The following is a 25107-nucleotide window of genomic DNA, read 5'->3' as shown; positions in this document are numbered from 1 at the left end:
AAAGGGCCGGTCAGCCTTTTTCAGATAAGGATGACGGCAAGGCCGGATAGTACGGCAAGAAAAAGCAGGTTAAGCCCTGTGAACCGCAGCAGATAGCGGCCCTTATGACAGCCGGCGGTTTTGGCATATTGCTTATAGGATATCAGACTGGCCAAAGAGGCGATGAGCGTCCCCAGCCCTCCGATGTTCACTCCCGCAAGAAGGGAAAGGTAATTTCCGGTAAAGCCGGAAAGCAGTATGGCAGCCGGCACATTGCTGATTACCTGGCTGGCGGCGATGGAAAGGAAAAGCTCGTGACCGGTTAAAACAGAACGGAGAAAGTCTACGATTACCGGTATCCTGCCCATATTTCCTATAAACAGAAAGAAAAACAGAAAGGTGAACAATAGGCCGTAGTCAGCCTTGTACAACAATCTGCGGTTAAAGGGCAGGAGAACGGCGAGCAGGATCAGAAGGAGCGCCTGCCAGGGAAACAAACGCAGCACACAGCCCAGGCACAGCAAAAAAAGCAGGGAATAGACGAGGAGAGGCTTTCGTTCCATCGGCGCTGTGTCCGTGAAAACAGACTGAAGGGAAACCTTTTCCCCGGGTTTTAAGAAAAGGGAAAGAAACAGCAGCAGCCCGGAAAGCAGCGTATAAGGGAGCATGGTTTTCAGAAACAGGGAAATGCGCATACCGGAAAGGCTGTACAAATACAGGTTCTGGGGATTCCCCACAGGAGTCAGCATACTGCCCAGATTGGCGGCAATCGTCTGCAGGACAATTACATATATCATCAGCTTTGCCTGTCCGGTAATGGTAAGTATAAGGACCGTGAAGGGAACAAAGGTGATCAGGGAAACATCATTGGTGATGAACATACTCAGAAAAAAGCAAAGGAATACAAGGACGGCTGTCAGCTGCCTTGTATTTTTTGTGCGGGAAAGGATGAAAACGGCCAGCTTCTGGAAAAGTCCGATCTCCTGGAAGCCATTCATCACACACATGAGACAGAACAGGAGCGCGAGTACACGGAAATCAATATAAGATAAATAAGAGACGTCCGGGGGGACAAAAAAAGCCGAAACAACGGCAAGCAAACCGGAAATTAACAGTACGGGGTCTTTTTTTATGAAGCTGCTGATTTTATCCATGGGTAAGTCCTTCTTCGGAATATTTTAACGCCACTGTTTATCATAATCCAGCAGGTAACGCCAGTCAATCGGCTTTTTGACGAAAAAGCCCATAAAAATAAGAACAGTTCGCTAATGGACAGCCTCTGAAATGTAACGTACAATAAAAGAAGTGAAAGACGGTTCCGGTAAAAACCGTCTGAAAGGGGAGGACATGAAAAAGTACAGTAAGGAAAATGTACAGACAGTGCTGAAAATGGCATGGCCGTCTGTGCTGGAATCGTTTTTTGTAGCTTTGGTGGGAATGGTGGATTCCCTGATGGTCAGCCGCGTGGGGGCTCACGCGGTGGCGGCGGTTGGTCTGACCACCCAGCCCAAATTTATCGGGCTGGCCGTGTTTATTGCGGTGAATGTGTCGGTATCCGCACTGGTAGCCAGAAGAAAAGGCCAGGAAAACCGGAAGGGAGCCAATGAGGTATTATGCGCCGCCTGCTTTTTTGTCCTGATCATGTCGGTATTTGTCAGCCTGGCCTGTGTGATATTTGCGGATCCCATTATCCGTTTATGCGGTTCGGAGGAGGCTTCCCATGGGGAAGCGGTGCAGTACTTCCGTATTATTATGGGCTTTATCATTTTCACGGTTATTTCTCTGACCGTAAATGCAGCCCAGAGAGGGGCCGGAAATACAAAGATAGCCATGAAAACCAATGTGGCGGCTAATCTGGTCAATGTGATATTTAACTATCTGTTAATCGAAGGACATTTCGGGTTCCCGGCCCTGGGGGTATCCGGTGCGGCAATAGCTACGGTAATCGGCAGTATGGTGGGTTGTGTTATGAGCATAGCAGCAGCCTGGAAAAATGATTTTATCAGCTTTCCTTATATGTGGAAAGAAAAAATACGCCCTACCCTGGAGGTGGGAAAAAGCATGATCAAGCTGGGATCCAGCGTCCTTGCCGAGCAGCTTCTGGTAAGGGTAGGCTTTCTTTCCGTTGCGGTTATGGCGGCGAAAATGGGAACGGAAGCCTTTGCCGCCCATCAGGTAGGCATGAACGTCATGAGCCTGTCTTTTTCCTTCGGAGACGGCATGCAGGTGGCGGCCGTAGCCTTAATCGGCCAGAGCCTGGGGGCGAAAAATGTGAATATGGCTAAAACCTACGGGAGTATATGCCAGAATATCGGCCGCATAATCGCTGCCGTTCTCGCTGTCGTCTACCTTACCAGCGGCAGCTTCTTATACCATCTGTTCTTTTCGGAGCCGGAAATCATTGCCATGGGTGTGGAGATTATGCGTGTCATCGTTGTAGTCGTGCTGCTGCAGATCGCGCAGGTGATATATATGGGCTGTCTGAGGGGGGCAGGAGATGTGATTTATACTACGATAGCCTCCACAGTGAGCGTAACCATTGTGCGTCCCATTGCCAGCTACCTGCTCTGCTATACCGCAGGGCTGGGAATCATCGGGATCTGGTTTGGCGTCTGCGCCGATCAGCTTGTACGTTTTATTCTGACATGCCTGCGGTTCCGTTCCGGGAAATGGACAAAAATCAAAATCTAAGGGGAAGAAAATGAAGTATTTTGGAGAAGGCCTCAGCGAAAAACATAAAGAGCTTAACCGCATTATCAGAAATAAAGATAAGCTTCCTGAGGCAAAAGAGTTATTTCTGGAAATCCATGAAAAGCTGTTCCCTTCAGAAATGGCGGGCGGGAGCGAAACGCAGGTGGATGGTTTGTTCCGGGATCTGACGGATCGGGAATATGCCATTATGCCCTCATCCAAAGATGAAACAATCGGCTGGGCAGTCTGGCATATTGCCCGTATTGAAGATCTGACCATGAATATGCTGGTGGGAAGGAAAGAACAGATCTTTAATCAGGACTGGAAACAGCGTATCCAAGTATCGGTAACGGATACGGGGAATGCATTGCAGGATGAGGAAATCATGGCATTAAGCAAAGAAATGAATATCCCGGAACTTCTGAAGTACCGCTGCGAGGTGGGAAGGCGGACAAGGAGCCTTGTACAGAGCCTTACCCCGGAGGATATGCGCAGAAAAACTGCCAAAGAAGATTTGGACAGGATCCTGGAGGCCGGAGGGGTGACCCGGCAGGAGGAATCCTTCTGGCTGCTTGATTTCTGGGGGAAGAAGGATGTGGCAGGCCTGCTTCTGATGCCCCCTACCCGCCATGTCATGCTGCATTTGAATGACTGCTTCCGCTGGAAAGAGGCAATCCGGTCAAAAAAGAGATTTTTCCTGGAATAGCCCCGGCGGAACGGAAAGGCAGCAGGCTGTGAAACCCAAGGAGGGAGAATGAAAGAATATCTCAAAAATATATGCGGAGAATATGCGCAAAACCATAATTTCAGCGGCGTCTGTATGCTGAAAAGAAAAGGAGAAACGGTATTCAGTGAGGCTTATGGTTATGCCAGCCGTCCTTTCCATGTGCCCAATAATGTGGATACAAGGTTTGATACGGCCTCTATAACCAAAATTTTTACGGCGGCAGCAGTATTGCAGCTGGTACAGGAAGGAAAACTCCGTCTTACAGATAAAATTGTAAATATCGTTGATCTGTCCGGTACCAGGATCCCTGATGATGTGACAATAGAGCATCTGCTGAACCATACCTCCGGGATTGCGGACGATGCGGATGAGGAGGCGGGAGAGGAATACTCGGCCCTGTTTATTGACAGCCCTAATTATGCGATTCGGGAATGCAGGGATTTTTTAAAGAATTTTGCTTATAAAGAACCAAATTTCCGGGCGGGGACAAATGTCAGATACTGCAACTGTTCTTATGTCCTGTTAGGTATGGCAATAGAAGAGGTGAGCGGGGTTAATTACAGGGACTATTTTACCCGTCATATTTTCGAACGTGCGGGAATGGACAGAACCGGATTTTTTTCTATGGACGGTATCCAGGAAAATACGGCGGAAGGATATAAAAGTATACGGGATGCGCAGGAGCGGATTATCGGCTATCAGAAAAATATCTATTGCTATCCGCCTGTGGGGACTCCGGACGGAGGGGCTTATACTACGGCCGGGGATTTGAATCTTTTTCTGGATGCAGTCCGGGGACATATCCTTCTGAACGGCGAGTATGCGGATATCTTCCTGCGTCCGCATTGTGAATTCTCTAATAGTGTGGAGTGGTTATCTATCCCTGGAATGTATAAGCAAAACGGGTACGGATTTGAGTTCTATTTGCTGGAGAAGGAAAATATCCCTTTCTGCATTTATAAGGATGGCTGCAATGACGGTGTGGCCGCCAAATTTTTATATTATCCGCGGGAGGATATGACCCTCACGGTACTGTCCAACCAGGATTGTGATATCTGGTCTATGGTTAAGCATATACAGGTGGAAATTTACAATAGATTTTATGGCAGCAGGGATGCCTGCTTTTTCAATGATACGCCTGGGGAAAACCGGGTTTGACATGCTTCGTGACAATCGTTATACTAATAACTGGCCGTGAGTACATAGGAAAGAAAAGGATATTCTTATTGAATAAAAAAAATATAGTTGATACGTTCCCGGAAAAAGCCGTCCTGGAAACAATAAGGAAAGCAGAGCGCTTTTCCCACACAAGACAGTACGAAAGGGAAGAATTATTCGGCAATGGTTCCTGGCTTCAAAAGCCGGTGAAAACGATTACGGACTTATATCCTTTCTTTGAACAGTATTCCTGGATTGACATTCTGGATCTGGGATGCGGGATCGGAAGAAGCTGCATCCCTTTTGTATGTCATTTCCGGAATAAGTGTAAGGCTGAGGCCGTGGATATCCTGGATATCGCAGTAGAAAAACTGCTGTTTAATTGCAGAAAATACGGGATAGAAAAAGATGTGGCCGGTGCAATAATGCCACTGGAAGCGTATCCGGTTAGAAAGAAGGCATTCGATCTGATTATTGCTGTTTCAGCACTGGAGCATGTGGAGTCCAAAGAGGCATTTATCTGTACATTAGAGAAAATAAAAAGCGGCCTTAAAGACAATGGTATTTTTTGCATGATAATGAACACAGAAATGACGGAATTTGACGCGGAAACCGGATGTTATAGTCCGCCGCAGTTTGAATTAAATCTAAAAACAGAGGAAACCCGGCGGCATCTCCACCGGATTTTTACGCAATTCAGTATTTTAAAAGAAACGGTGAAGAAACAGGAATATGAAATACTCCGGGAATCCGGTCCGCTACAGTTAACAACACAGGTGGTGACGTTTGTTGCCGCAAACGTGAAAACACAGGAAACGGACGGCAAATCCCCCGCCGTAGGATCCGGTTATTTCATCGGGGGAATTAAGGAAGAGAGGCATAGAATGGAGAAAACATTTAAGCAGCGTTACTTAGCAGGAGAGATTTCCTTTGAAGAAATCGACGATTATGTGGATACATGGAATAACAGTGAGGAACCCTGCACACTGCGGGAATTCCTGGGGCTGAATGCGGAAGAGGAAGATGTTTGGATTGAGGACAGTGACGAAGCGCTGCAGGATCTGCTGGACAAGCAGAAAAAGGAAGGCGGAGTATGAGCTGGCTGGATTTGCATATGCATTCTCAAATCAGCCTGGATGGAGAGTTCACCCCGGAAAGGCTGGCAGAGATATGCCGTGACAGCGGTATTAAGGTAGCGGCACTATCGGATCATAATTCAGTCAGAGGGGTGGAGCGGATGATGACGGCCTGTTCCCGCTTCGGAATCCGCGCAATTCCCGCTATAGAATTGGATTGTACCTTTGACGGAGTGGATCTGCATCTGCTGGGATACGGGATCGACTTTCAGGATTCCAGATACCGGGAGCTGGAGGAGGAAATCCTTACCCAGAAAAAAGGCAATTCCACCCGTATGATGAAAATCCTCAAAGAAGCGGGGATTCTTTTCGATGAGGAAAAGGTACTGGCCCTGTCCCGGGATGGGATTGTGGTGGGAGAGACTATTGCGGAAGCTGCACTGGCGGACGACAGAAATACAGACAATCCGCTGCTTGTTCCTTACAGAAAAGGCGGTGAACGTGCGGATAATCCGTACGTTAATTTTTTCTGGGATTATTGTGCACAGGGAAAACCTGCCTACCTGCCGGTTTCCTATCCATCCTTTGAGGAGGCACAGAAGCTGATTACGGAAACCGGTGGGATATCGGTAATTGCCCATCCTATTAATACGGTGGGACGAAGCAGAGAAAGAATTGGCGCCTTAAAAGAAAAAGGAGCGGCAGGGCTGGAGGTTTACAGCAGTTATCATGAAAAAGAGGATATCGAGTGGTTCCATGAGCTGGTGGAGGAACTGGAGCTTCTGGAAACGATGGGAAGTGATTTCCACGGAAAAACCAAGCCCTCTGTTTACCCGGGAAGAACCGGGGCTGATGAGACGGAAGCGAAACGTTCCATGGAAGCCGAGCATTCCATGGAAGCCGAGCATTCCATGGAAGCCGAGACTTCTGCAAAAGCAAGCCATTCAATAGAAGAAGAGTGTCTCTCCCGGCTGGATTATCTTCTTAAGATGCAGCGTATCTTCTGAATTATCAGGAAGCCCCCGAATTTTATATGGCCGCAATCTCCGGGGGAAAGGCCGTGCCGTACACGTTAGTATAAAAATAGTGGGATGGTAATTAATATGTTAATGGAAACGCAGAGATTGGCAATCCGGGATGTAAAAACAGAGGATGGCGTCTTTTTTATAGATATGGCAGCAGATGGAAGCTTAACGGATTGTGGCTTTGATAAAGCTTGTAATAAATGGATGGAAAAATGGATAGACGAAGCAAAGGAGCTTGCAAGCAGAGATAATCCCGAAGGGGACTATTTGGCTTATACAATAACATTAAAGAATGAAAATATGGTAATTGGTTCGATAGGATGTTCCTATTATGAAGACATTAAAGAAATAGGCATTACCTATTTTATTGGAGCGCAATACAGGAACAAAGGTTATGCGGTTGAAGCGGTTAAATCATATTTGGAATATTTTTTCAAGCATTATCATGTACAAAAGATGATAGCCACCGTTAGAGCTGATAACATATGGTCCTGGAAAGTAATTGAAAAAGCAGGGTTTATATTGACTGAAAAAAGAATGTACAGGGATGTAAATGATGATTCAGAGGTAATGTATCATTTTTATAAAATCTACAATTTCATGAAATAGCAAATTTCTTTTGATCCGTGTTGACAAAACGCGGGTTTTCCTTTAAATTATAAATGAACTTTATAAAGCATCTTTTGTAAGTGGACAAATGCGTAACAAATACCTATCAGGAGCGGCAGGATGAGAGCGGATACCAGGCTGATGAAACAATTGAATATCAATACCCTGCGCCGTGTTTTATCCGAACAGGGGCAGGCTACCAAACCGCAGCTTGCCGGGCTGACCGGCCTGAGTGTGGTGACGGTCAATGCGCTGATTGCTGAAATGCTGGAACAGGGAGAAGTGCGGGAAATGGGGATGGTCCCTTCCGGCGGCGGCCGCCCTTCCATGCTATATGGCTATCACTATGGCTGTCGTACCATGGCAGTTATATACGGTCATCAGCTGGAAGGCAGAAATTATATTCATACGCTTGTGACGGATTTGAAAGGGCAGAAGCTGTGGGAACACCAGGAATATATGGAAGATATCGGAGCCAGGAGCTTTGATGCAATTCTGGATGCGGTTTTTACCAAATTTGCAAATATCGGCCTGATTGCCTTCGGGCTGCCCGGAGAGGCTATCGGCGAGGTGGTGACTATCAATGATTTTGCAGGTTTGGAAGGGGCGGATTTTCTTCCCCGCATCCGGGAAAAGTACGGCGTTCCCGTGCTGTTTGAAAACGATATCAACGCCATGGCTTATGGCTATTACCGCAAAAATTGCGGTAAGGATGTCACTTCCCTGGTGGGAATCTATTTTCCCCGATCCTTTCTGCCGGGGGCAGGCCTGATTCTGGATGGGAATATCTATTATGGAAATTCCCATTTCGCAGGAGAGATGGGAGCCGTTTATGTTCCTGTACCCTGGGAAGAACTGGATTATTACGAAGAAAGCCAGGTTTTGTGCCAGCTGGTGGCTCTGCTCACTTCCTTTGCCTGTATAGTGGCGCCTTCCTGTTTTGTCCTTTATGGTGACTTTTTTACGGACGGTATGGCGGAAGCGCTGGAACGATATGTGTGCAGACGTCTTTACGGGAAGTTTCAGGTACGAGTGGAGGTTTCATGCCGCCTGGAAGAAGACTACGAAACCGGAATGGTGTGCCTTGCACAGAAGAAGATGCGGCAGCTTATGGAGGAATGGATTACACCCGGAAATGAGGAAGGAAAGAATGGATCAGAAAGAAAGAATGCTTGCGGGCCTGCCCTATAAGGCATGGCTGGACGGTCTCTCAGAGGAGAGAATGGAAAATAAGAAACGGATATACCGCTACAATAACCTGTCCCCGGAACAGGGGGAGGAGCAGGCGGCCCTGATTAAGGAGATTGTCGGGAAATGCGGGGAGAATATCTGGATTGAAACGCCTTTTCACTGTGATTACGGCTGGAATATTGAAGTGGGAGAAAACTTTTTTGCCAATTATAATCTGACGATCCTGGATGTGGGAAAAGTGGTCATCGGTAAAAACGCCCAGTTCGCCCCTAATGTATCGATTTATACGGCGGGCCATCCCGTGCATCCGGATTCCAGGAATACCGGCTATGAGTACGGTATCGGCGTAACCATCGGAGATAATGTCTGGCTCGGCGGAAATACGGTAATCAACCCCGGGGTCACCATCGGCAATAATGTGGTAATCGGAGCGGGCAGTGTTGTAACCAAGGATATACCTGACAATACAATAGCGGTGGGGAATCCCTGCCGGGTTTTGCGCACAATCACGGAGGAAGACCGGAACTATTATTTTAAAGACCGTGAATTCGACGTGGAGGATTATAAGTAGGAAAGACCATGAAAATATCCAGACCTTTGCGAGAAAACAGGCAGCATGGGGATTTGCTTTTTCCGGTGAGCGCCTATGAAACAAAAATGGAAGAGGATTACCAGATGCCCCTGAGCTATCACTGGCACCCGGAAATCGAGATCTTTTTTATCACCTCCGGGAAAGCGAATTTCCAGGTGGAGGCGGAACCTTTTATAATAGAAGAGGGAGATGTGCTTCTCATAAAGCCCAATGCCCTGCATGGATCCCATGACTGCTTCGGCACACAGCTGGAATTCAGGGCCGTGGTATTTGATTACAGTTTTTTATCGGGCATGGCAAATGACCGGGTTGAACAGAAGTATCTGAAGCCTCTGTTTTCGGAAGAGCAGGGACATTTCATTCTGCTGCGAGAAAAAAACAGTATACAAAAAGCTCTGTTTGAAATGCTGAATAAAACCTATTTCGTTTTTGACGAAAAAGAAAAGGGGTACGAAATCCTTGTCAGGGCATATCTCCTGCAGGCCGTCTATGATATCCTCATGCTTCAGAAGGTGGAAATGCAGCCCGTAAAAACAAATACGAGAAAAAGTGAGATGATAAGAAGGATTGTAGGCTTTGTGGAAGAGAACTATACGCAGCGGATGGTACTGCCTTCCCTGGCTGCCTACCTGTCCGTCAGCGAAGGCTATTTGTGCCGTTTTTTCAAGGACAATTTCCATATGACCTTCGTGGAGTATGTGCAGAGGGTCCGGCTGCAGAAAGCGGAACGTCTGCTTAAGGAAACCGATGAGCCGGTGGGAAAGATCGCATTGGATGTAGGCTTCGGAAGCGGCAATTATTTTACCACAGAGTTTGGAAAGCTGTATCATACCACACCGCAGAAATATCGAAAAGGTCAGGATACTTAAAAAACTGGTCAAAATATATAATGAATCCTTTAAAAAGAATGAATATAATGATGGCAGACAGGTAAACCGGAGGTCCCGCGCAAACGCGGCCGGGCAGAACCGGTCTGCCATTTTTATCTGCAGGAGGATAGCTTATGTATACGATGAGTCAGGAAGGAAATGCATTGGTTTACCGCTGGGACGGGGAAGTGTTGTCCGTTGAGCCCTGGGGGGCCAACAGCTTTCGTGTGCGGTCCACCATACTGGGGGAGTTGGAGGATACGGATTATGCCCTGCTTGTGCAGGAACCGGCGGAGGCTGAAATCTGTGTGGAGGAGTACCGGGGCGTTATAACGAACGGTAAAATAACGGCGGTGCTTGAAGTCAGCAGCTGGTCCAAGAAATGTGATATTTCTTTTTACAACCAGAACGGAAAGCTGCTCTTAAAAGAAGCGGGAGAAGGCGGCGCCCTGAATAAAAAGAACCGTTTTTTCAAACCAATTATTGGCGGGGATTTTCATCTGACGGTTACATTTGCTTCCGAGCCGTCTGAAAAGCTGTTCGGTATGGGGCAGTACCAGCAGGATATCCTGAATGTGAAAAACTGTAATTTGGAGCTGGCCCACAGGAATTCCCAGGCAAGTGTCCCGTTTGTCCTGTCGGATCAGGGCTATGGCTTTCTCTGGCATAACCCGGCTGTGGGACGGGTGAGCTTTGCTTCCAATACCACGGAATGGTATGCGGAAAGCACAAAACAGATGGATTACTGGATTACCGCCGGCGATACGCCGGATGAAATCGAACAGGCTTATGGAAATGCGACGGGAAAGGTTCCTATGATGCCTGAGTATGGTATGGGCTTCTGGCAGTGCAAGCTGCGCTACTGGAACCAGGAACAACTTCTCAAGGTGGCGAGGGAATATAAAGAAAGAAACATTCCTATCGACGTTATCGTGTGTGATTTCTTCCACTGGCCCAAGATGGGGGATTTCCGGTTTGATGAAGAATTTTTCCCGGATCCGGAAGCGATGGTAAAAGAACTGAAGGAAATGGGAATAGAGCTGATGGTTTCCATCTGGCCCCAGATTGACTGGAAAAGTGAAAATTACGAGGAAATGAAGCAGAAGGGCCTGCTCGTCAAGGCGGAAAAGGGCGTGGATATCGCTATGCTCTATAATGGGAACAGTACCTTCTACGATGCCACAAATCCCCGGTCCCGTGCCTATGTTTGGGACAAGTGCAAAAAAAATTATTATGATTTGGGAATTAAAGTATTCTGGCTGGATGAAGCGGAACCGGAATACAGCGGCTACGATTTTGACAATTACCGCTATCACCAGGGAACCAATGCCCAGATTGGCAATATTTATCCCCAGGCCAATGCCAGAACTTTTTATGAAGGACAGACACAGGAAGGCCAGGAGAATGTGGTGAACCTGCTGCGCTGTGCCTGGGCGGGCAGCCAGAGATACGGCGCGCTTGTGTGGTCGGGAGATATTCATTCCGACTGGCAGACTTTCCGCAGGCAGGTATGTGCGGGGCTGAATATGGGGATTGCGGGAATCCCGTGGTGGACTACGGATATCGGCGGCTTTTCCGGCGGAAACCCGGAGGATGAGGCGTTTCGCAGATTACTGGTGCGCTGGTTTGAATGGGGTACCTTCTGTCCAGTCATGCGCCTGCACGGGGATCGTGTCCCTTCGCAGCGGGTGGTGAATAAAGCCGGGGAAGTTATGCAGCCAACAGGGGCGGATAATGAGGTATGGAGCTACGGGGACGAGAACTGCGACACGCTGGTTAAATACATCCGCTTCCGGGAAGCGATGCGCCCTTATACCAGAAAACTTATGGAAGAGGCCCATACGCTGGGACGGCCGGTCATGCGGCCTATGTTTTATGAGTTCCCGGAACAGAAATGCTGCTGGGATATGAAAGAGCAGTATATGTACGGCAGCGACATGCTGGTGGCCCCCGTATTATATGAAGATTCCTGCGAACGGGAGGTCTATCTTCCCGAAGGTTCCAAATGGAGCTTCCTCCATGACGGCAGCGTCTATGAAGGAGGACAGACGGTCCGGGTACAGGCGGCGCTGGATGTGATCCCTGTGTTTGTAAGAGACGGCAGGCTGCAGGAGCTTATCGGGTTGATTTAATTAAAAACAGCTGTTGCTACAGGAGCCGGAGCTTTAGTACGTTATGCACCGGTGATTTCCCGGTATTTGCTGGGAGATACCCCATATTTTTTCTTGAAGGTCCTGCTGAGGTGGAATTCATCGCAGAAGCCGAAGTTCAGAGCCGTTTCATGTAGCTTTACATCCGGCTGGCTTAACAGAAACTGCCGGACCATCTCCAGCTTCACATCCATTTGAAAAGCATATAGGGTTTTCCCGTAAACTTTTTTGAACTGGTTGGAAAGAGTGCGTTCGCACACATAAAATCTTTCCGCCAGTTCTTTTCCTGTAAAAAAAGTCTGCGGCGTTGTCTGTATCAGCCGGGAAGCTTCTTCCAGAATGCTGTTGGAGGCGGCGCAGTAGGGCTTGTCCTGCTGTTCCTTCAGTTCGATCAGCAATAGGTTCAGGAGCAGGGACAGCTTGGATTCCCGGAAAGGGGAAAGATCCCAGCACTCCGCAATGATTTCCTGGAAAAGTTCCTTGATATGGGGGTTGCTCTGGCAATGGATCAGAGAATGAAACTCCGTGAATGCAGCGGCCTCATCTGCCGGCAGCAGGCGGCCGGTTCCTACTGCACAACCGCCGGTAACCGCCGCATTCGAAAGACATTCTGTTTCCAGCGGTTTTACATGAATATACATGTGTTTGTTATGAGGCGTGCTGAGACCGTTGCCGTAATGGTGCCTTCCTGCGGGAAGGATAAGCAGATCGTCCGAATGCATTTCAAACAGGATATCCTCCTCCATAATCCGCCAGCTTCCGTCAATCATATACAGAAAATCATGCTCGGACATAACCCGATCGGGGTGGGAGGTGGGATTTATAAAAGTTATATAGTTGGCAGAACTGATGATACGCGGCTCCATCAGCTTCAGTTGAACACCCATGGAAGAATCCTCCTGTGCGTTAAGTTGTTTTTTTGCCTGCCGCCCTGCGGCTGTGCCCGCTATGGACAGTAACTTGTTTTCCATATTATACATGCTGCTTTCCAGATTAGCAATGGAAAAGGAAAAGGAAGCCTGTTAGTATACATGTAAAATATAACATAATCCGGCGGAGAGGATGGAGGAAATATGGATAAAAAAAAGCAAAGCAGCCCTGTTTCATTGAGACAGGTGCAGGTAACGGATGCATTCTGGAAGAAGGAAATGGAACTGGTACGTAAGGAGGTAATCCCTTATCAGTGGGAGGCACTTAATGACCGGCTTCCTGACGCAGAGCCCAGCTTTTGTATGCGGAATTTCAAAATCGCGGGAAAGATAACGGCAAAAAAGAAAGAGCAGGGAGCTGCCTTCCGGGAAGTGAAGTGGCCTCTTGTGTTCCAGCCGCTGCCGGAGGATATGGATCATCTGGAAGAGCGGTTTTACGGCTGCCTGTTCCAGGACAGCGATTTTTCCAAATGGATTGAAGCCGTGGGCTACTCCCTCACCCAGCATGCGGATCCCGAACTGGAAAAAACGGCGGATGAAGCCATTGGCATTGTATGTGCGGCGCAGCAGGACAACGGATATCTGGATACCTATTATATCATCAATGATCAGTCAGCGATTTTTACCAACCTGAAGGATAACCATGAACTGTACTGTTTCGGGCATCTGACCGAAGGTGCGGTGGCTTACTATCAGGCAACGGGAAAAGATAAGCTGCTGAAGGCGGCGGAGAGATATGCAGATTTTGTCGCTTCCCGTTTCGGCGAAGAAGAGGGAAAATTAAAAGGCTATCCCGGTCATGAAATTGCGGAAATGGCCCTTGTCCGCCTTTATGAGGTTACCGGAGAGGATAAGTATCTCAACCTCAGCCGTTTCTTTGTTGATCAGAGAGGCACCAGGCCGTATTATTACGATACGGAGCATCCGGAAGCGGTGAAAAAAGGGCAGGAGGAGGAACTGCGTTATGCTTATAATCAGGCCCATCTGCCGGTGCGGGAACAGGAGGAGGCAGTAGGGCATGCGGTGCGTGCGGTGTATCTGTATTCCGGTATGGCCGATGTGGCCCGTCTGACCGGGGATGAAGCGTTATATGCAGCCTGTGAAAAGCTATGGGATAATATAACACAGAAAAAAATGTACATAACCGGGGGGATTGGATCCACCCATATGGGCGAGGCATTTTCTTTTAACTATGACCTTCCCAACGATACGGCATATGCGGAAACCTGCGCTTCCATCGGCCTTGTATTTTTTGCCAGACGCATGCTGGAAATCAAAGCGGACAGAAAATATGCAGATGTGATGGAAAAGGCTCTGTACAACGGTATCTTAAGCGGCATGGCCCTGGACGGGAAAAGCTTTTTCTATGTAAATCCCCTGGAAACCCTGCCAGAGGCCTGTCACAAGGATGAGCGCAAATTCCATGTAAAGCCGGTGCGCCAGAAATGGTTCGGCTGCGCCTGCTGCCCGCCCAACATAGCAAGACTGCTGAGCTCTATCGCTTCCTATGCATATACGGAATCGGAGGATTCCCTTTATGTACACCTGTATATGGGAAGCGTGCTGGAAAAGGACTGCGGCGGTAAAAAAATGGATGTCCGTATTTCTTCCGATTTTCCCTGGGACGGTAAGGTTACGGCAGAAATCAATGTGGAAGAGCCGGTGGCATGCAGGCTGGCCTTCCGTATCCCCGGCTGGTGCCGGAGCTATACCCTGAACGGACAAAAGGGGCCTGGGGAAGGAGAAATAATGACTGCCGACGGGGAAACGCGTCAGGTGAAAGACGGCTATCTCATCATTGACAAAGTCTGGAAGGGCGGGGAAACGCTGGAGCTTGACTTCCCTATGGAAGTCCGTCTGATGCAGGCGGACAGCAGAGTCAGGGAAGATATCGGCAAAGCCGCCGTGACAAGGGGGCCTGTCGTTTACTGTATGGAAGAGGCGGATAACGGAAAGAACCTTCATTTGTTTTCTCTGGCGTCGGATCCCGCGCCGCAGGCCCTTCTGGAAGAAAAGATCGGACAGCGTATGGTGACGGTTACGACGAAAGGAAGGAAACTGGCGGTACAGAAAGAAGATAACGGGGATTTATACCGGGAATATGGAACGGCGGAATACGAAGAAGCCGTCCTGCAGTGGATCCCTTATTATGCATGGGCCAACCGGGGGGAAGGCGAAATGCAGGTATTCATCAGAACTGCTGAATAGGGTACCGCCGATGCGGGGAACCTGACAGGAGAAAAACGGATAGGAAGGGCAGCACACAAGATACGGTGCTGCCCTTCCTGTCTGCCGATACGGGACTTGCCGGTGCCGCCATCTGCACCGGCTTTCCGGCGCATTCTGTCAATTATCGCAGGAAAGGATTGCCTTTTCCCGAAAGGCAACGTATAATAGGGTTGCTTGGTTGCAGAAAACTTGTTTTCGCAGAAAGGATTTAAGAATGACGAAAAGAGCGAATAGGAGGCTTCTTCAGGCAGCACTTGCTTTTGCGGCGGTATGCGCGCTGACAGTGCCATCTATGACAATACGGGCAGATAAGACGGCTGAGGCCGGAGGGACGCAGACCGTCCTCACGGCGGCGCAGGAGGAAACACAGGCAGCGGAACAGATGCAGGATGCGCAGCTGGCGCAGAGCGCGGAACAGACACAGGATGCGGCGGCAGTTACCCTGGTGACGGATCCGGTATCGGATCCGGAAGGTTTTGTTCTGCAGCTGCAGAATCTGCGTGATGTCCAGCAGATCCAGCTGGAACAGGTGCAGTCACAGATCAGCACACTTATCCAGCTGCAGGAGGCGTCCGTTATAGACGCCGCCCAGACAGAGCTTTTAGGACAGCTGCAGGTGCTGGAGCAGGTTCAGCAGGAGCAGCTTGCCCAGACGGATACCCAGCTGCAGGCCTTTCAGGAACTGGCGGCTGCGGAGGAAGAGCTTGTCACCGGCCCGGAAATCATATTTGTTGGCGACTCCCGTTTTGTGCAGATGCATAATGCGGTGGGAGGCGGCGAATATGTATGGATTGCCAAATCCTCCCAGGGCTACAAATGGTTTGCATCCGAGGCGGTGCCTCAAATCGATGCGGCGGTAGGCAGGGGCACGAAGATCATCATCAATCTGGGTGTGAACGATGTGGCCAATGTGAACGCCTATGCGGAGCTGGTTAACCGGAAAGCGGCAGAATGGACAGAAAAAGGGGCAACCGTTTATTATTCATCGGTCAATCCGGTGGAAAACGGTAAATATGTTACCAAATCCATGGTGAGCAGTTTCAATAAAAAGCTGCAGTCACGGCTCAGTCCGCAGGTCCATTGGATTGACAGCTATTCCTATCTCCAGGGAACGGGTTATACACTGACCGACGGGCTGCACTTTAGCAAAGGAACATATAAGAATCTGTACCAGTATTATCTTTCCGTCCTGGGACGGGTATAGGCGTCAGGCAGTTTCGGATGGAATTTTGAAGTGATTGTGAAGGTCCTGAACAGTTACGAAAGAAGAAAGGTAAGGTAGGTGCCTTCAGGCACTGAGGAAATACGAATGAAAATCATAATTGCCGGCTGCGGGAAAGTGGGATATGCCCTGGCCGAACAGCTGAATGAAGAAGGTCATGATTTGACCATTATTGACACAAATGAGGAGAAAGCGGGGCTGGTGGGAAATGTGCTGGATGTCATGTGTATCCAGGGCAATGCCACCAGCTATCGTGTCCAGCAGGAGGCCGGGGTAAAGGAAGCGGATCTCCTGATTGCGGTTACCGGTAAGGACGAAGTGAATCTATTGTGCTGCCTGATTGCAAGAAAGGCAGGACACTGCCAGACAATTGCCAGGGTGCGTGACCCTGGCTATTATGCCGAAATAGGGTTTATTAAGGAAGAACTGGGGCTTTCCCTCGCCATTAATCCGGAGCTTGCGGCGGCCTCCGATATCGCAAGACTGATCCGGATACCTTCCGCCATGGATGTGGATGCTTTTGCCAAAGGAAAGGTGGACCTGGTCAGGTTCCGTGTGCCGGAAGGCTCTTCCTGGTCCGAGCGCAGAATCAGTGAAACTACCAGGCGTTTTGGATCCAACATGCTTATCTGTGTGGTGGAACGGGATGGAAGCCATGATGTTATCATCCCGGACGGCAATACCATTCTCCATGAAGGGGACTATATTTCCGTCATTGTTCCCCCGGATAAAATGAAAGCGCTGTTTGCCAGTATAGGAATCGAGAGCAAGCTCATCCGGGATGTGATGATAGCGGGCGGCGGAACTCTTGCCTACTATCTGGCCAGGATGCTCCTGGAATCCAAAATACAGGTGAAAATCATAGAAAATAACCGCGCCAGGTGCGATGAACTCAGTGAGCTTCTTCCCAAGGCGATGATTATATACGGAGACGCCTCCGGCACGGATCTCCTCCGCGAGGAAGGGATTGAAAGCACGGATGCATTTATTTCCCTGACCGGCCTGGATGAAGAAAATGTGATGCTTTCCTGTTATGTGGGAAAGGTTTCCAGGGCCAAAGTAATCACGAAGATCAATAAGATTAATTATGGCGGGATCATTGATAATTTCGATATAGGAAGTGTAATCAGTCCCAAATATCTTACGGCCGAGCACATCATCAAATATGTGCGCGGTATGCAGAATTCCATGGGAAGCGCGGTGGAAGCCGTGTACCGCCTGATTGACAATAAGGTGGAAGCGCTGGAATTCTCCGTGAAAAAGGATTCCAGGGTTCTGGATGTTCCCCTTTCCGATTTGAAGCTGAAAAGCAATCTGCTTTTATGCAACATCGTCAGACGGGGAAAGCTTATCCTGCCCAGCGGCCAGGATACCATAAAAGCAGGAGATACGGTTATTGTGGTAACCACCCATAAAGGCCTGGACGACATAGAAGATATACTTGCCTAGAAGGAGCATACGTACCATGAATTACAAATGTATTAGCTATATACTTGGCTGGATTCTCAAGGTGGAGGGTGTGTTCCTGTTCCTTCCGCTGGCGGTGTCTCTTCTTTACCGGGAAAAGACATGGCCGGTTTTTCTGGCATGTGCGCTGCTGTCCCTTGTCCTTGGGACAGCTCTTTCCTTCAAAAGACCTGAAAATATCCAGTTTTATGCAAGAGAGGGATATGTGGGGGTCGCACTGGGCTGGATAGTCATGAGCCTGGTGGGAGCGCTGCCTTTTTATTTTTCGGGGGAAATCCCCAGTTTTACCGATTCGCTCTTTGAAATCATATCCGGTTTTACCACCACCGGCGCCAGCATCCTGCTCCGGGTTGAGGACCTTTCCAACGGGATCCTGTTCTGGCGGAGCTTTTCCCATTGGATAGGAGGAATGGGGGTTCTGGTATTCGTGCTTCAGATCCTGCCCATGTCCAGCGGCCAGACCATGCATCTGATGCGTGCGGAAAGCCCCGGGCCTTCCGTAAGCAAGCTGGTGCCCAGGGTGAGGACCACCGCTTTTTTCCTGTATGGGATATATGTGATGCTGACGGTGCTGGAAATCATCCTGCTTCTGCTTGGCAGGATGCCCATGTTTGACGCGGTCTGTACAGCCTTCGGGACTGCGGGTACCGGCGGGTTCGGCATCCGTTCGGACAGCATTGCCGGCTACAGCCCGTATGTGCAGATAGTGGTCACCATTTTCATGATGCTGTTCGGCACTAATTTTGCATTTTATTACCTGCTTCTGGTGAGAAAGCTCAAGGATGCTTTTTGTATGGAAGAAGTGAAGCTTTATTTTGGAATCTTCGCCGCCGCCACGCTTCTGATTGCCATAAATATTCTTTCCCAGATTGGGAACGTGGGCGACAGCCTGCGTCATGCGGCTTTCCAGGTGGCTTCGATTATGACCACCACCGGGTTTGCCACGGCGGATTTTGATAAATGGCCGGAGTTTTCCAGGACACTGCTTGTCCTGCTTATGTTCGTGGGTGCCTGTGCGGGCAGCACCGGCGGCGGTATCAAGGTTTCCAGGATCCTGATGTATATGAAGACCATTAAAAAGGAACTGGCTATCCTGATACATCCCAGAAGCGTTAAGGTGGTGCTGATGGATGGGAAAAAACTGGATCATCCCATTGTCAGGGCTGCGAATATATTCCTGATTTCCTATGCGGGAATCCTTCTGGCATCCATTCTTCTGCTGACAATCGACAATTTTGACTTTACCACGAATGTGACTGCGGTGATATCTGCACTCAATAATATCGGACCCGGGCTTTCCCTGGTGGGGCCTGCGGGAAATTTTGCATTTTTTTCAGGCTTTTCCAAATATGTGCTGATGTTTGACATGCTTGCGGGACGTCTGGAAATATTCCCGATGCTGCTTTTGTTCGTACCTTATACCTGGAAAAAATAGATTGCATATTACCGGTAAAGAATGCTATAATTTGTTTATCGTGAAATTATAGGACAGTCTGCTTGGGAAGGCTTGAATTAAAGGGGAAAACATGAACGAAGAAAATAAAAAACTGCTCCTGGAGGCCGGTGTGGATTTGGATAGAACCATGGAGCGTTTCATGAACAACGAAGGCTTATATCTGAAGTTCCTGAAGCGTTTTCCGGAAGACCCCAATTACGCACAGATGAAGGAGAACATAGAAAACAGGCAGTATGAGGAAGCGTTCAAGAACGCTCATACGCTGAAAGGCCTTTCCGGGAATCTGGGACTGGAGCCTTTTTACCAAACGATTTCTGCACTGACGGAACAGCTGAGAAACCAGAACCTTGATCATTTGGAAGAATCGATGAAAGAGGCTGAGGAAGTTTACGGAATGCTGATACAGAAGATTAGTCGGCTCTAGGGTAGAGAGGAGTCTGCGGGAAAGGTATAGAGGCGTGAAAGATAGGATACTTGTTGTCGATGACATGGAAATGAACCGGGAGATACTGAAGGGTATCTTTGAGGAGGATTATGAGGTAATCCTGGCGGAAAACGGCAGAGAGGCAGTGGAATATATCAACAATAACCGGGGAAAGCTCGCCGCTATCCTTTTGGATATTGTTATGCCGGAAATGGATGGCTTCGGAGTGCTGGATTATATGCATGAGCAGCATTTGATGATGTCTGTTCCGGTCATACTGATTACCAGTGATACATCCAGTGAATCCAGAAAAAGAGGGTATGATCTGGGCGTGTCCGATATTGTATCCAAGCCTTTTGAGGTTCCCATTGTTAGAAGGCGTGTCAGCAATCTGGTGGATCTGTACCATCATAAGAACAACCTGGAAGCGATGGTGGAAAAGCAGACGGAGGAGATCAAGGAAAAGAACCGGGAGCTGACGGAGATGAATTACCATATCATCGATACGTTGGGTACTATCGTGGAGTTCCGGAGCATGGAATCCGGAAACCATATTTACCGGGTGCGTTCCTTCACCGCCATCCTTTTAAAATATGTTATCAAATATTATCCGGAATATGGCATGACGGAGGATATGGCCGATATCATTTCCCACGCGTCCACTATGCATGACGTGGGGAAAATAACGGTGCCGGATTCCATTCTTTTAAAACCGGGTAAGCTGACGCAGGAAGAATTTGAACTGATGAAAACCCACACCACAAAGGGTGCGGAGATCATTAAGGAAATCTTTGTTACGGATAACCGGATATTCAAGGATTATTGTTATAACATAGCGCTGAGCCACCATGAGAAATGGGACGGAAGAGGATATCCCCAGGGATTGAAGGAAGATGAAATCCCTCTGGCGGCCCAGGTGGTTTCTATTGCGGACGTATATGATGCTCTTGTGAGCGACCGCGTATATAAGCCGGCTTTTTCTTACGATGTGGCCTATCAGATGATACTGGACGGGGAATGCGGCCAGTTTAATCCCAAGCTGATGGACTGCTTCCGGATGGCGCGGAAGGAATTTGAGCAAAAAGCAAAAGAACTTCAATAAGATACGAGACGGAATGAGAGGTTGGTAATGAAAAGAATATTACTGAAATTAAGCGGGGAAGCCCTTGCGGGAAACGGAAAGCACGGCTTTCATGAGGCCACCGTAAGAAAGGTGGCCCTTCAGATAAAACAGCTGACGGAGGACGGTGTCCAGGTGGGCGTGGTTATCGGGGGAGGCAATTTCTGGAGAGGGCGCACCAGCGAGAATATCGACAGGACAAAGGCGGACCAGATAGGAATGCTCGCCACTATAATGAACTGCATATATGTCTCGGAGATCTGCCGTTCGGAAGGTATGCAGACAGCGGTTCTCACCCCCTTTGAATGCGGTTCCTTCACGAAGCTTTTTTCCAAAGACAGGGCGAACAAGTATTTTGAAAAAGGAATGGTGGTTTTCTTTGCGGGAGGCACAGGCCATCCTTATTTCTCAACAGATACCGGCGTTGTGCTCCGGGCAATCGAGGTGGAAGCGGAGGTAATCCTGCTGGCTAAAGCTATTGACGGCGTATACAGCGACGATCCTAAGACCAATCCGGCGGCGGTGAAATATTCGGAGGTTACCATCCATGAGGTGATTGCGAAGAACCTTCAGGTAGTGGATATGACGGCGTCCATCCTTGCCAGGGATAACAGGATGCCCATGTGGGTTTTCGGCCTTAATGAAGAAAACAGTATTGTTAACACGGTAAAAGGAAAGTTTAACGGAACCAAGGTTACCGTATAAACAAGGGATGCCGCGTTTTGCAGGACATCCTTATGTGAATAAGAATCAGGGAGGAATTTTCGATGAACGAAAAATTACAGCAGTTCGACACCAAAATGACAAAGGCATATGATTTTCTTGCTGCAGATTTTGCCACGATCCGTGCGGGACGTGCGAATCCCCACATTCTGGACAAAATTAAAGTGAATTACTACGGCACGCCCACCCCTATTCAGCAGGTGGGAAATATCACAGTTCCTGAACCGAGGATGATTCAGATCGCACCCTGGGAAAAATCCCTGATTAAAGAAATCGAGAAGGCTCTTATGGCTTCCGATGTGGGAATTACTCCTTCCAATGACGGAAATGTAATCCGTCTGGTGATTCCGGAGCTTACCGAGGAACGCAGAAAAGAACTCGTTAAGGAAGTGAAGAAAAAAGGCGAAGAAGGGAAGGTGGCTGTCCGCAATATCCGCAGAGACGGCAACGACTACTTCAAAAAGCTGGCAAAAGAAGATGTTTCCGAGGATGAGATCAAGGAATTGGAAAGTTCCCTTCAGAAGCTTACAGATAAGTATGTTAAAGATATCGAAAAGCTGGTGGAAGAGAAATCCAAAGAAATCCTTACCGTATAAAAGCAATCAGAATAAAGAGGGGGCAGGCGTTACTTGGCTTGTCCCTTTTTCCCGGTTACAGAGGAAAAATAAAGCTACCAACTTTTGGATTTGCGTCTGCGGGTAAGCTGTGGACAGAAGGGGTAAAGTATGAACGTACCGAATCATGTGGCAATTATTTTGGATGGAAACGGCAGGTGGGCCAAGGCAAAAGGAATGCCCAGAAATTACGGGCATGTGCAGGGGGCCAAAACAGTGGAGGTTATTTGTGAGGAGGCGTACCGGATGGGGATCCAGTACCTTACGGTATATGCTTTTTCCACAGAGAACTGGAAACGTCCCGCGGATGAGGTGGATGCTCTGATGAAGCTTCTGCGTAATTATATGAAAACCTGTCTGAAAACAGCGGCCAAGAATAATATGTGTGTCCGGGTTATCGGGGACAAAAGTGGTTTGGATGAAGATATCCGCATCCGGATTGATCAGCTGGAGGAAGCCACCAAAGACAATACCGGCCTTCATTTCCAAATCGCTCTGAATTACGGCGGCAGGGATGAACTGCGCAGGGCCTTAAGCAGGCTGGCCGCCAGAGCGGCAGCGGGAGAGCTGGATCCGGCTTCTCTGACGGAGGAGGATATCAGCAATGCCCTGGATACGGCGGGGCTGCCCGATCCGGATCTGCTGATCCGGACCTGCAATGAACAGCGGCTGTCCAATTTCCTGCTGTGGCAGCTGGCTTATACGGAATTTTATATTTCACCTGTTCCGTGGCCGGATTTTACAAAAGAAGAATTGGTAAAAGCTGTTGAAGCATATAATCATAGAGACAGAAGATTCGGGCTGGTGACGGGAGGATGATTTATGTTTGGTAAAAGATTGATGAGCAGTGTGGTTCTGGTAATCCTGGCTCTTTTTCTGCTTCTGACCGGAGGAGGGATTCTCGCTTTGGGAATGCTGATCCTGTCCCTGATTGCATTCCGGGAGCTGACAAAGGCCTGCGGAGTGATCGAAGCCGGACAGAAGAACAACGCGCTGGAGGGAGTGGGCTATGCAGGAATTGTCCTGTATTACCTGGTGGTATACGGCATCAGGGATCCGGTATACTGGATGGGGATGCTGGCAGTGATTTTCCTGGGGCTGATGTTTGTATATGTGTTCTCCTTTCCCAAATTCAAAGCGGAGCAGGTAATGACCACTTTTTTCTGTTCCTTTTATGCACCGGTGCTGTTTACTTTTATTTTTCTCACCAGAAACCTGCCTAATGGCGTGTATATGGTATGGATGATATTTATCAGCTCCTGGATTTGCGATACCTGTGCCTATCTTGTGGGAATGGCTGTGGGAAAGCACAAGCTTGCGCCGATACTGAGCCCTAAGAAATCCATCGAAGGGGCGATAGGAGGTGTGGTTGGTGCCGGGCTGGTGGGAGCCTTATTCGGCTTCCTGGTATTGGAAAACGTGTTTGCGGATCAGAACATTACCTGGATAGCGGCCATTATCTGCGCCGCCGGTGCTGTGATTTCCCAGATAGGGGATTTGGCGGCGTCAGGTATCAAGAGAAACCATAACATCAAGGACTATGGAAGGCTGATTCCGGGGCACGGCGGGATTATGGATCGGTTTGACAGTGTTTTATTTACGGCGCCGATCATATATTATCTGTCCATACTTTTGATACGGTTTGAATAAAGGGGCGTAACGGCTCAATACCATCATAGTTACAAAGGAGTTACGAATGAAAAAAATAGCGATTCTCGGTTCAACAGGTTCCATCGGAACCCAGACACTGGAAATTGTCCGGGATAATCCGGATTTACAGGTGACGGGACTGGCGGCCGGCAGCAACGTACTTCTGATGGAGAAGCAGATAAGGGAGTTTGAGCCGCAGCTGGCGGTTATGTGGAGCGAAGCTGCGGCAAAGGAATTACAGGGACGTGTGGCGGATCTTCCTGTAAGGGTGGGAAGCGGCATGGAGGGGCTACTGGAACTGTCGGTTATGGAGGGTATGGATATCCTGGTAACCGCCATTGTGGGAATGATTGGAATCCGTCCTACCATAGCGGCTATTGAAAGCGGCAAAACCATTGCGCTTGCCAACAAGGAGACACTGGTGACGGCGGGGCATCTGATTATGCCGCTGGCCCGGAAGCACGGGGTATCAATCCTGCCTGTGGACAGTGAACACAGCGCCATCTTTCAATCCATGAACGGGGAAGCGCGTTCCGGTGTTTCCAGACTGTGGCTTACCGCATCAGGCGGTCCCTTCCGGGGAAAGAAAAGGGAGGAACTGGCAGGAATGCGTGCGGAGGATGCCTTGAAGCATCCCAACTGGTCTATGGGACGTAAGATTACCGTGGACTCCGCCAGCCTGGTGAACAAGGCTCTTGAAGTTATGGAGGCCAGATGGCTTTTTGATGTGGAGCTGGACAGCATTGAAGTGCTGGTCCATCCGCAAAGCATTATTCATTCTATGGTGGAATATACGGACGGGGCGGTGATGGCCCAGCTTGGTATGCCGGATATGAAGCTGCCTATCCAGTATGCGCTTTTCTACCCGGAAAGAAGGCCGATGCCGGGAGAACGGGTGGACTTTTTCAAACTGGGCCGGATAACCTTTGAAAAGCCGGACAGAGACACCTTTACCGGTTTGGATCTGGGGATGAGGGCAGCGAAAGCGGGGGGAAGCATGCCCACCGTGTTCAATGCCGCCAATGAAAAAGCGGTGGCCCTGTTTCTGGACCACAGCATCGGATTCCTGGAAATTCCCGAACTGATTGAAAAATGTATGAATCATCACCGGGTAATTGAGAATCCTAATGTCAATGAGATTCTGCAGGCTGAGGCAGAAACTTACGAATATATCGAGCATATAAAGGAGAATGGAAGCAATTGACT

General features: G+C 48.9%; 23 protein-coding genes and 1 pseudogene. 22 read left to right on the top strand and 2 right to left on the bottom strand.

Annotation, left to right across the window (positions count from 1 at the left end; translation table 11 throughout):
• Window positions 1-20: 20 nt before the first annotated feature.
• Window positions 21-1133: an SLC13 family permease gene (locus DXA36_RS22500; RefSeq protein WP_118681692.1), complete on the bottom strand. Its 1113-nt coding sequence runs from the start codon at window positions 1131-1133 to the stop codon at window positions 21-23.
• Window positions 1134-1326: 193 nt separating this feature from the next.
• Between DXA36_RS22500 and DXA36_RS22495 the strand changes: the two genes are divergently transcribed.
• From DXA36_RS22495 to DXA36_RS22450, 11 genes and pseudogenes are all read left to right on the top strand, one after another.
• On the top strand, window positions 1327-2670 hold the full coding sequence (locus DXA36_RS22495) for an MATE family efflux transporter (protein ID WP_118681703.1): 1344 nt from the start codon (window positions 1327-1329) through the stop codon (window positions 2668-2670).
• 10 nt (window positions 2671-2680) lie between these two features.
• Window positions 2681-3376: a DinB family protein gene (locus DXA36_RS22490; protein ID WP_118681691.1), complete on the top strand. Its 696-nt coding sequence runs from the start codon at window positions 2681-2683 to the stop codon at window positions 3374-3376.
• 48 nt (window positions 3377-3424) lie between these two features.
• On the top strand, window positions 3425-4555 hold the full coding sequence (locus tag DXA36_RS22485; RefSeq protein ID WP_118681690.1) for a serine hydrolase domain-containing protein: 1131 nt from the start codon (window positions 3425-3427) through the stop codon (window positions 4553-4555).
• An 8-nt stretch (window positions 4556-4563) separates the two neighbouring features.
• A pseudogene (locus DXA36_RS34290) lies at window positions 4564-5151 on the top strand (class I SAM-dependent methyltransferase); the annotation flags it as partial.
• A gap of 288 nt (window positions 5152-5439) precedes the next feature.
• A complete protein-coding gene (locus tag DXA36_RS34285; RefSeq protein ID WP_243114719.1) occupies window positions 5440-5652 on the top strand; it encodes a hypothetical protein in 213 nt (70 codons plus the stop codon).
• Window positions 5649-6638, top strand: a complete 990-nt coding sequence (locus DXA36_RS22475; protein ID WP_118681688.1) for a PHP domain-containing protein — start codon at window positions 5649-5651, stop codon at window positions 6636-6638. The genes DXA36_RS34285 and DXA36_RS22475 overlap by 4 nt, the downstream gene beginning before the upstream one ends.
• Window positions 6639-6734: 96 nt before the next feature.
• Window positions 6735-7265 carry a GNAT family N-acetyltransferase gene (locus DXA36_RS22470; RefSeq protein ID WP_182479218.1) on the top strand — a complete coding sequence of 177 codons (531 nt, stop codon included), beginning with the start codon at window positions 6735-6737 and terminating at the stop codon, window positions 7263-7265.
• 120 nt (window positions 7266-7385) lie between these two features.
• Window positions 7386-8456 carry an ROK family transcriptional regulator gene (locus DXA36_RS22465; RefSeq protein ID WP_118681686.1) on the top strand — a complete coding sequence of 357 codons (1071 nt, stop codon included), beginning with the start codon at window positions 7386-7388 and terminating at the stop codon, window positions 8454-8456.
• Complete coding sequence (locus DXA36_RS22460) at window positions 8416-9027, top strand: sugar O-acetyltransferase (RefSeq protein ID WP_118681685.1); 612 nt, start codon at window positions 8416-8418, stop codon at window positions 9025-9027. The genes DXA36_RS22465 and DXA36_RS22460 overlap by 41 nt, the downstream gene beginning before the upstream one ends.
• A gap of 8 nt (window positions 9028-9035) precedes the next feature.
• Complete coding sequence (locus DXA36_RS22455; protein WP_118681684.1) at window positions 9036-9917, top strand: AraC family transcriptional regulator; 882 nt, start codon at window positions 9036-9038, stop codon at window positions 9915-9917.
• A gap of 134 nt (window positions 9918-10051) precedes the next feature.
• A complete protein-coding gene (locus DXA36_RS22450) occupies window positions 10052-12049 on the top strand; it encodes a glycoside hydrolase family 31 protein (protein ID WP_118681683.1) in 1998 nt (665 codons plus the stop codon).
• Between the two features lie 41 nt (window positions 12050-12090).
• Here DXA36_RS22450 and DXA36_RS22445 read toward each other — a convergent pair whose 3' ends face one another.
• Window positions 12091-12954, bottom strand: coding sequence for a helix-turn-helix transcriptional regulator (locus DXA36_RS22445; RefSeq protein ID WP_182479217.1), 864 nt, complete (start codon window positions 12952-12954; stop codon window positions 12091-12093).
• Between the two features lie 186 nt (window positions 12955-13140).
• Between DXA36_RS22445 and DXA36_RS22440 the strand changes: the two genes are divergently transcribed.
• The 11 genes from DXA36_RS22440 to dxr all read left to right on the top strand — a co-directional run bounded on the left by DXA36_RS22440 (window position 13141) and on the right by dxr (window position 25105).
• Window positions 13141-15204, top strand: coding sequence for a glycoside hydrolase family 127 protein (locus DXA36_RS22440; protein WP_118681681.1), 2064 nt, complete (start codon window positions 13141-13143; stop codon window positions 15202-15204).
• Between the two features lie 235 nt (window positions 15205-15439).
• Window positions 15440-16429 (top strand): hypothetical protein, encoded by a 990-nt coding sequence (locus DXA36_RS22435; RefSeq protein ID WP_118681680.1) that lies wholly within the window; start codon window positions 15440-15442, stop codon window positions 16427-16429.
• A gap of 105 nt (window positions 16430-16534) precedes the next feature.
• Entirely contained in the window at window positions 16535-17896 is a 1362-nt protein-coding gene (gene trkA / locus DXA36_RS22430) for a Trk system potassium transporter TrkA (RefSeq protein ID WP_118681679.1), read from the top strand.
• Window positions 17897-17912: 16 nt separating this feature from the next.
• Window positions 17913-19349, top strand: coding sequence for a TrkH family potassium uptake protein (locus DXA36_RS22425; protein ID WP_118681678.1), 1437 nt, complete (start codon window positions 17913-17915; stop codon window positions 19347-19349).
• Window positions 19350-19440: 91 nt separating this feature from the next.
• On the top strand, window positions 19441-19794 hold the full coding sequence (locus tag DXA36_RS22420) for an Hpt domain-containing protein (RefSeq protein ID WP_118681677.1): 354 nt from the start codon (window positions 19441-19443) through the stop codon (window positions 19792-19794).
• Window positions 19795-19828: 34 nt separating this feature from the next.
• On the top strand, window positions 19829-20896 hold the full coding sequence (locus tag DXA36_RS22415; RefSeq protein WP_118681676.1) for an HD-GYP domain-containing protein: 1068 nt from the start codon (window positions 19829-19831) through the stop codon (window positions 20894-20896).
• A 27-nt stretch (window positions 20897-20923) separates the two neighbouring features.
• A complete protein-coding gene (pyrH, locus tag DXA36_RS22410; protein ID WP_118681675.1) occupies window positions 20924-21619 on the top strand; it encodes a UMP kinase in 696 nt (231 codons plus the stop codon).
• Window positions 21620-21681: 62 nt separating this feature from the next.
• A complete protein-coding gene (gene frr / locus DXA36_RS22405; RefSeq protein WP_118681674.1) occupies window positions 21682-22233 on the top strand; it encodes a ribosome recycling factor in 552 nt (183 codons plus the stop codon).
• Window positions 22234-22362: 129 nt separating this feature from the next.
• On the top strand, window positions 22363-23070 hold the full coding sequence (locus tag DXA36_RS22400; protein ID WP_118681673.1) for an isoprenyl transferase: 708 nt from the start codon (window positions 22363-22365) through the stop codon (window positions 23068-23070).
• A gap of 3 nt (window positions 23071-23073) precedes the next feature.
• Window positions 23074-23901, top strand: a complete 828-nt coding sequence (locus tag DXA36_RS22395) for a phosphatidate cytidylyltransferase (RefSeq protein WP_118681672.1) — start codon at window positions 23074-23076, stop codon at window positions 23899-23901.
• 46 nt (window positions 23902-23947) lie between these two features.
• Window positions 23948-25105 (top strand): 1-deoxy-D-xylulose-5-phosphate reductoisomerase, encoded by a 1158-nt coding sequence (gene dxr, locus DXA36_RS22390; protein WP_118681671.1) that lies wholly within the window; start codon window positions 23948-23950, stop codon window positions 25103-25105.
• Window positions 25106-25107 lie beyond the last annotated feature (2 nt).

The organism is Eisenbergiella sp. OF01-20 (assembly GCF_003478085.1).
Taxonomy (GTDB): domain Bacteria; phylum Bacillota; class Clostridia; order Lachnospirales; family Lachnospiraceae; genus Eisenbergiella.
Note: the sequence above shows the minus strand (reverse complement) of the source record. Positions and strands in the feature narration are given on the sequence as shown.

What these genes read in the sequence shown, in the direction of transcription:
- DXA36_RS22425 (WP_118681678.1), top strand. Translation starts at nt 17,913, where the DNA reads ATGAATTACAAATGTATTAGCTATATACTTGGCTGGATTCTCAAGGTG.
- DXA36_RS22470 (WP_182479218.1), top strand. Translation starts at nt 6,735, where the DNA reads ATGTTAATGGAAACGCAGAGATTGGCAATCCGGGATGTAAAAACAGAG.
- DXA36_RS22400 (WP_118681673.1), top strand. Translation starts at nt 22,363, where the DNA reads ATGAACGTACCGAATCATGTGGCAATTATTTTGGATGGAAACGGCAGG.
- DXA36_RS22485 (WP_118681690.1), top strand. Translation starts at nt 3,425, where the DNA reads ATGAAAGAATATCTCAAAAATATATGCGGAGAATATGCGCAAAACCAT.
- DXA36_RS22440 (WP_118681681.1), top strand. Translation starts at nt 13,141, where the DNA reads ATGGATAAAAAAAAGCAAAGCAGCCCTGTTTCATTGAGACAGGTGCAG.
- DXA36_RS22435 (WP_118681680.1), top strand. Translation starts at nt 15,440, where the DNA reads ATGACGAAAAGAGCGAATAGGAGGCTTCTTCAGGCAGCACTTGCTTTT.
- DXA36_RS22450 (WP_118681683.1), top strand. Translation starts at nt 10,052, where the DNA reads ATGTATACGATGAGTCAGGAAGGAAATGCATTGGTTTACCGCTGGGAC.
- frr (WP_118681674.1), top strand. Translation starts at nt 21,682, where the DNA reads ATGAACGAAAAATTACAGCAGTTCGACACCAAAATGACAAAGGCATAT.
- DXA36_RS22475 (WP_118681688.1), top strand. Translation starts at nt 5,649, where the DNA reads ATGAGCTGGCTGGATTTGCATATGCATTCTCAAATCAGCCTGGATGGA.
- pyrH (WP_118681675.1), top strand. Translation starts at nt 20,924, where the DNA reads ATGAAAAGAATATTACTGAAATTAAGCGGGGAAGCCCTTGCGGGAAAC.
- DXA36_RS22500 (WP_118681692.1), bottom strand. Translation starts at nt 1,133, where the DNA reads ATGGATAAAATCAGCAGCTTCATAAAAAAAGACCCCGTACTGTTAATT.
- trkA (WP_118681679.1), top strand. Translation starts at nt 16,535, where the DNA reads ATGAAAATCATAATTGCCGGCTGCGGGAAAGTGGGATATGCCCTGGCC.
- DXA36_RS34285 (WP_243114719.1), top strand. Translation starts at nt 5,440, where the DNA reads ATGGAGAAAACATTTAAGCAGCGTTACTTAGCAGGAGAGATTTCCTTT.
- dxr (WP_118681671.1), top strand. Translation starts at nt 23,948, where the DNA reads ATGAAAAAAATAGCGATTCTCGGTTCAACAGGTTCCATCGGAACCCAG.
- DXA36_RS22465 (WP_118681686.1), top strand. Translation starts at nt 7,386, where the DNA reads ATGAGAGCGGATACCAGGCTGATGAAACAATTGAATATCAATACCCTG.
- DXA36_RS22420 (WP_118681677.1), top strand. Translation starts at nt 19,441, where the DNA reads ATGAACGAAGAAAATAAAAAACTGCTCCTGGAGGCCGGTGTGGATTTG.
- DXA36_RS22495 (WP_118681703.1), top strand. Translation starts at nt 1,327, where the DNA reads ATGAAAAAGTACAGTAAGGAAAATGTACAGACAGTGCTGAAAATGGCA.
- DXA36_RS22490 (WP_118681691.1), top strand. Translation starts at nt 2,681, where the DNA reads ATGAAGTATTTTGGAGAAGGCCTCAGCGAAAAACATAAAGAGCTTAAC.
- DXA36_RS22445 (WP_182479217.1), bottom strand. Translation starts at nt 12,954, where the DNA reads ATGGGTGTTCAACTGAAGCTGATGGAGCCGCGTATCATCAGTTCTGCC.
- DXA36_RS22395 (WP_118681672.1), top strand. Translation starts at nt 23,074, where the DNA reads ATGTTTGGTAAAAGATTGATGAGCAGTGTGGTTCTGGTAATCCTGGCT.
- DXA36_RS22455 (WP_118681684.1), top strand. Translation starts at nt 9,036, where the DNA reads ATGAAAATATCCAGACCTTTGCGAGAAAACAGGCAGCATGGGGATTTG.
- DXA36_RS22460 (WP_118681685.1), top strand. Translation starts at nt 8,416, where the DNA reads ATGGATCAGAAAGAAAGAATGCTTGCGGGCCTGCCCTATAAGGCATGG.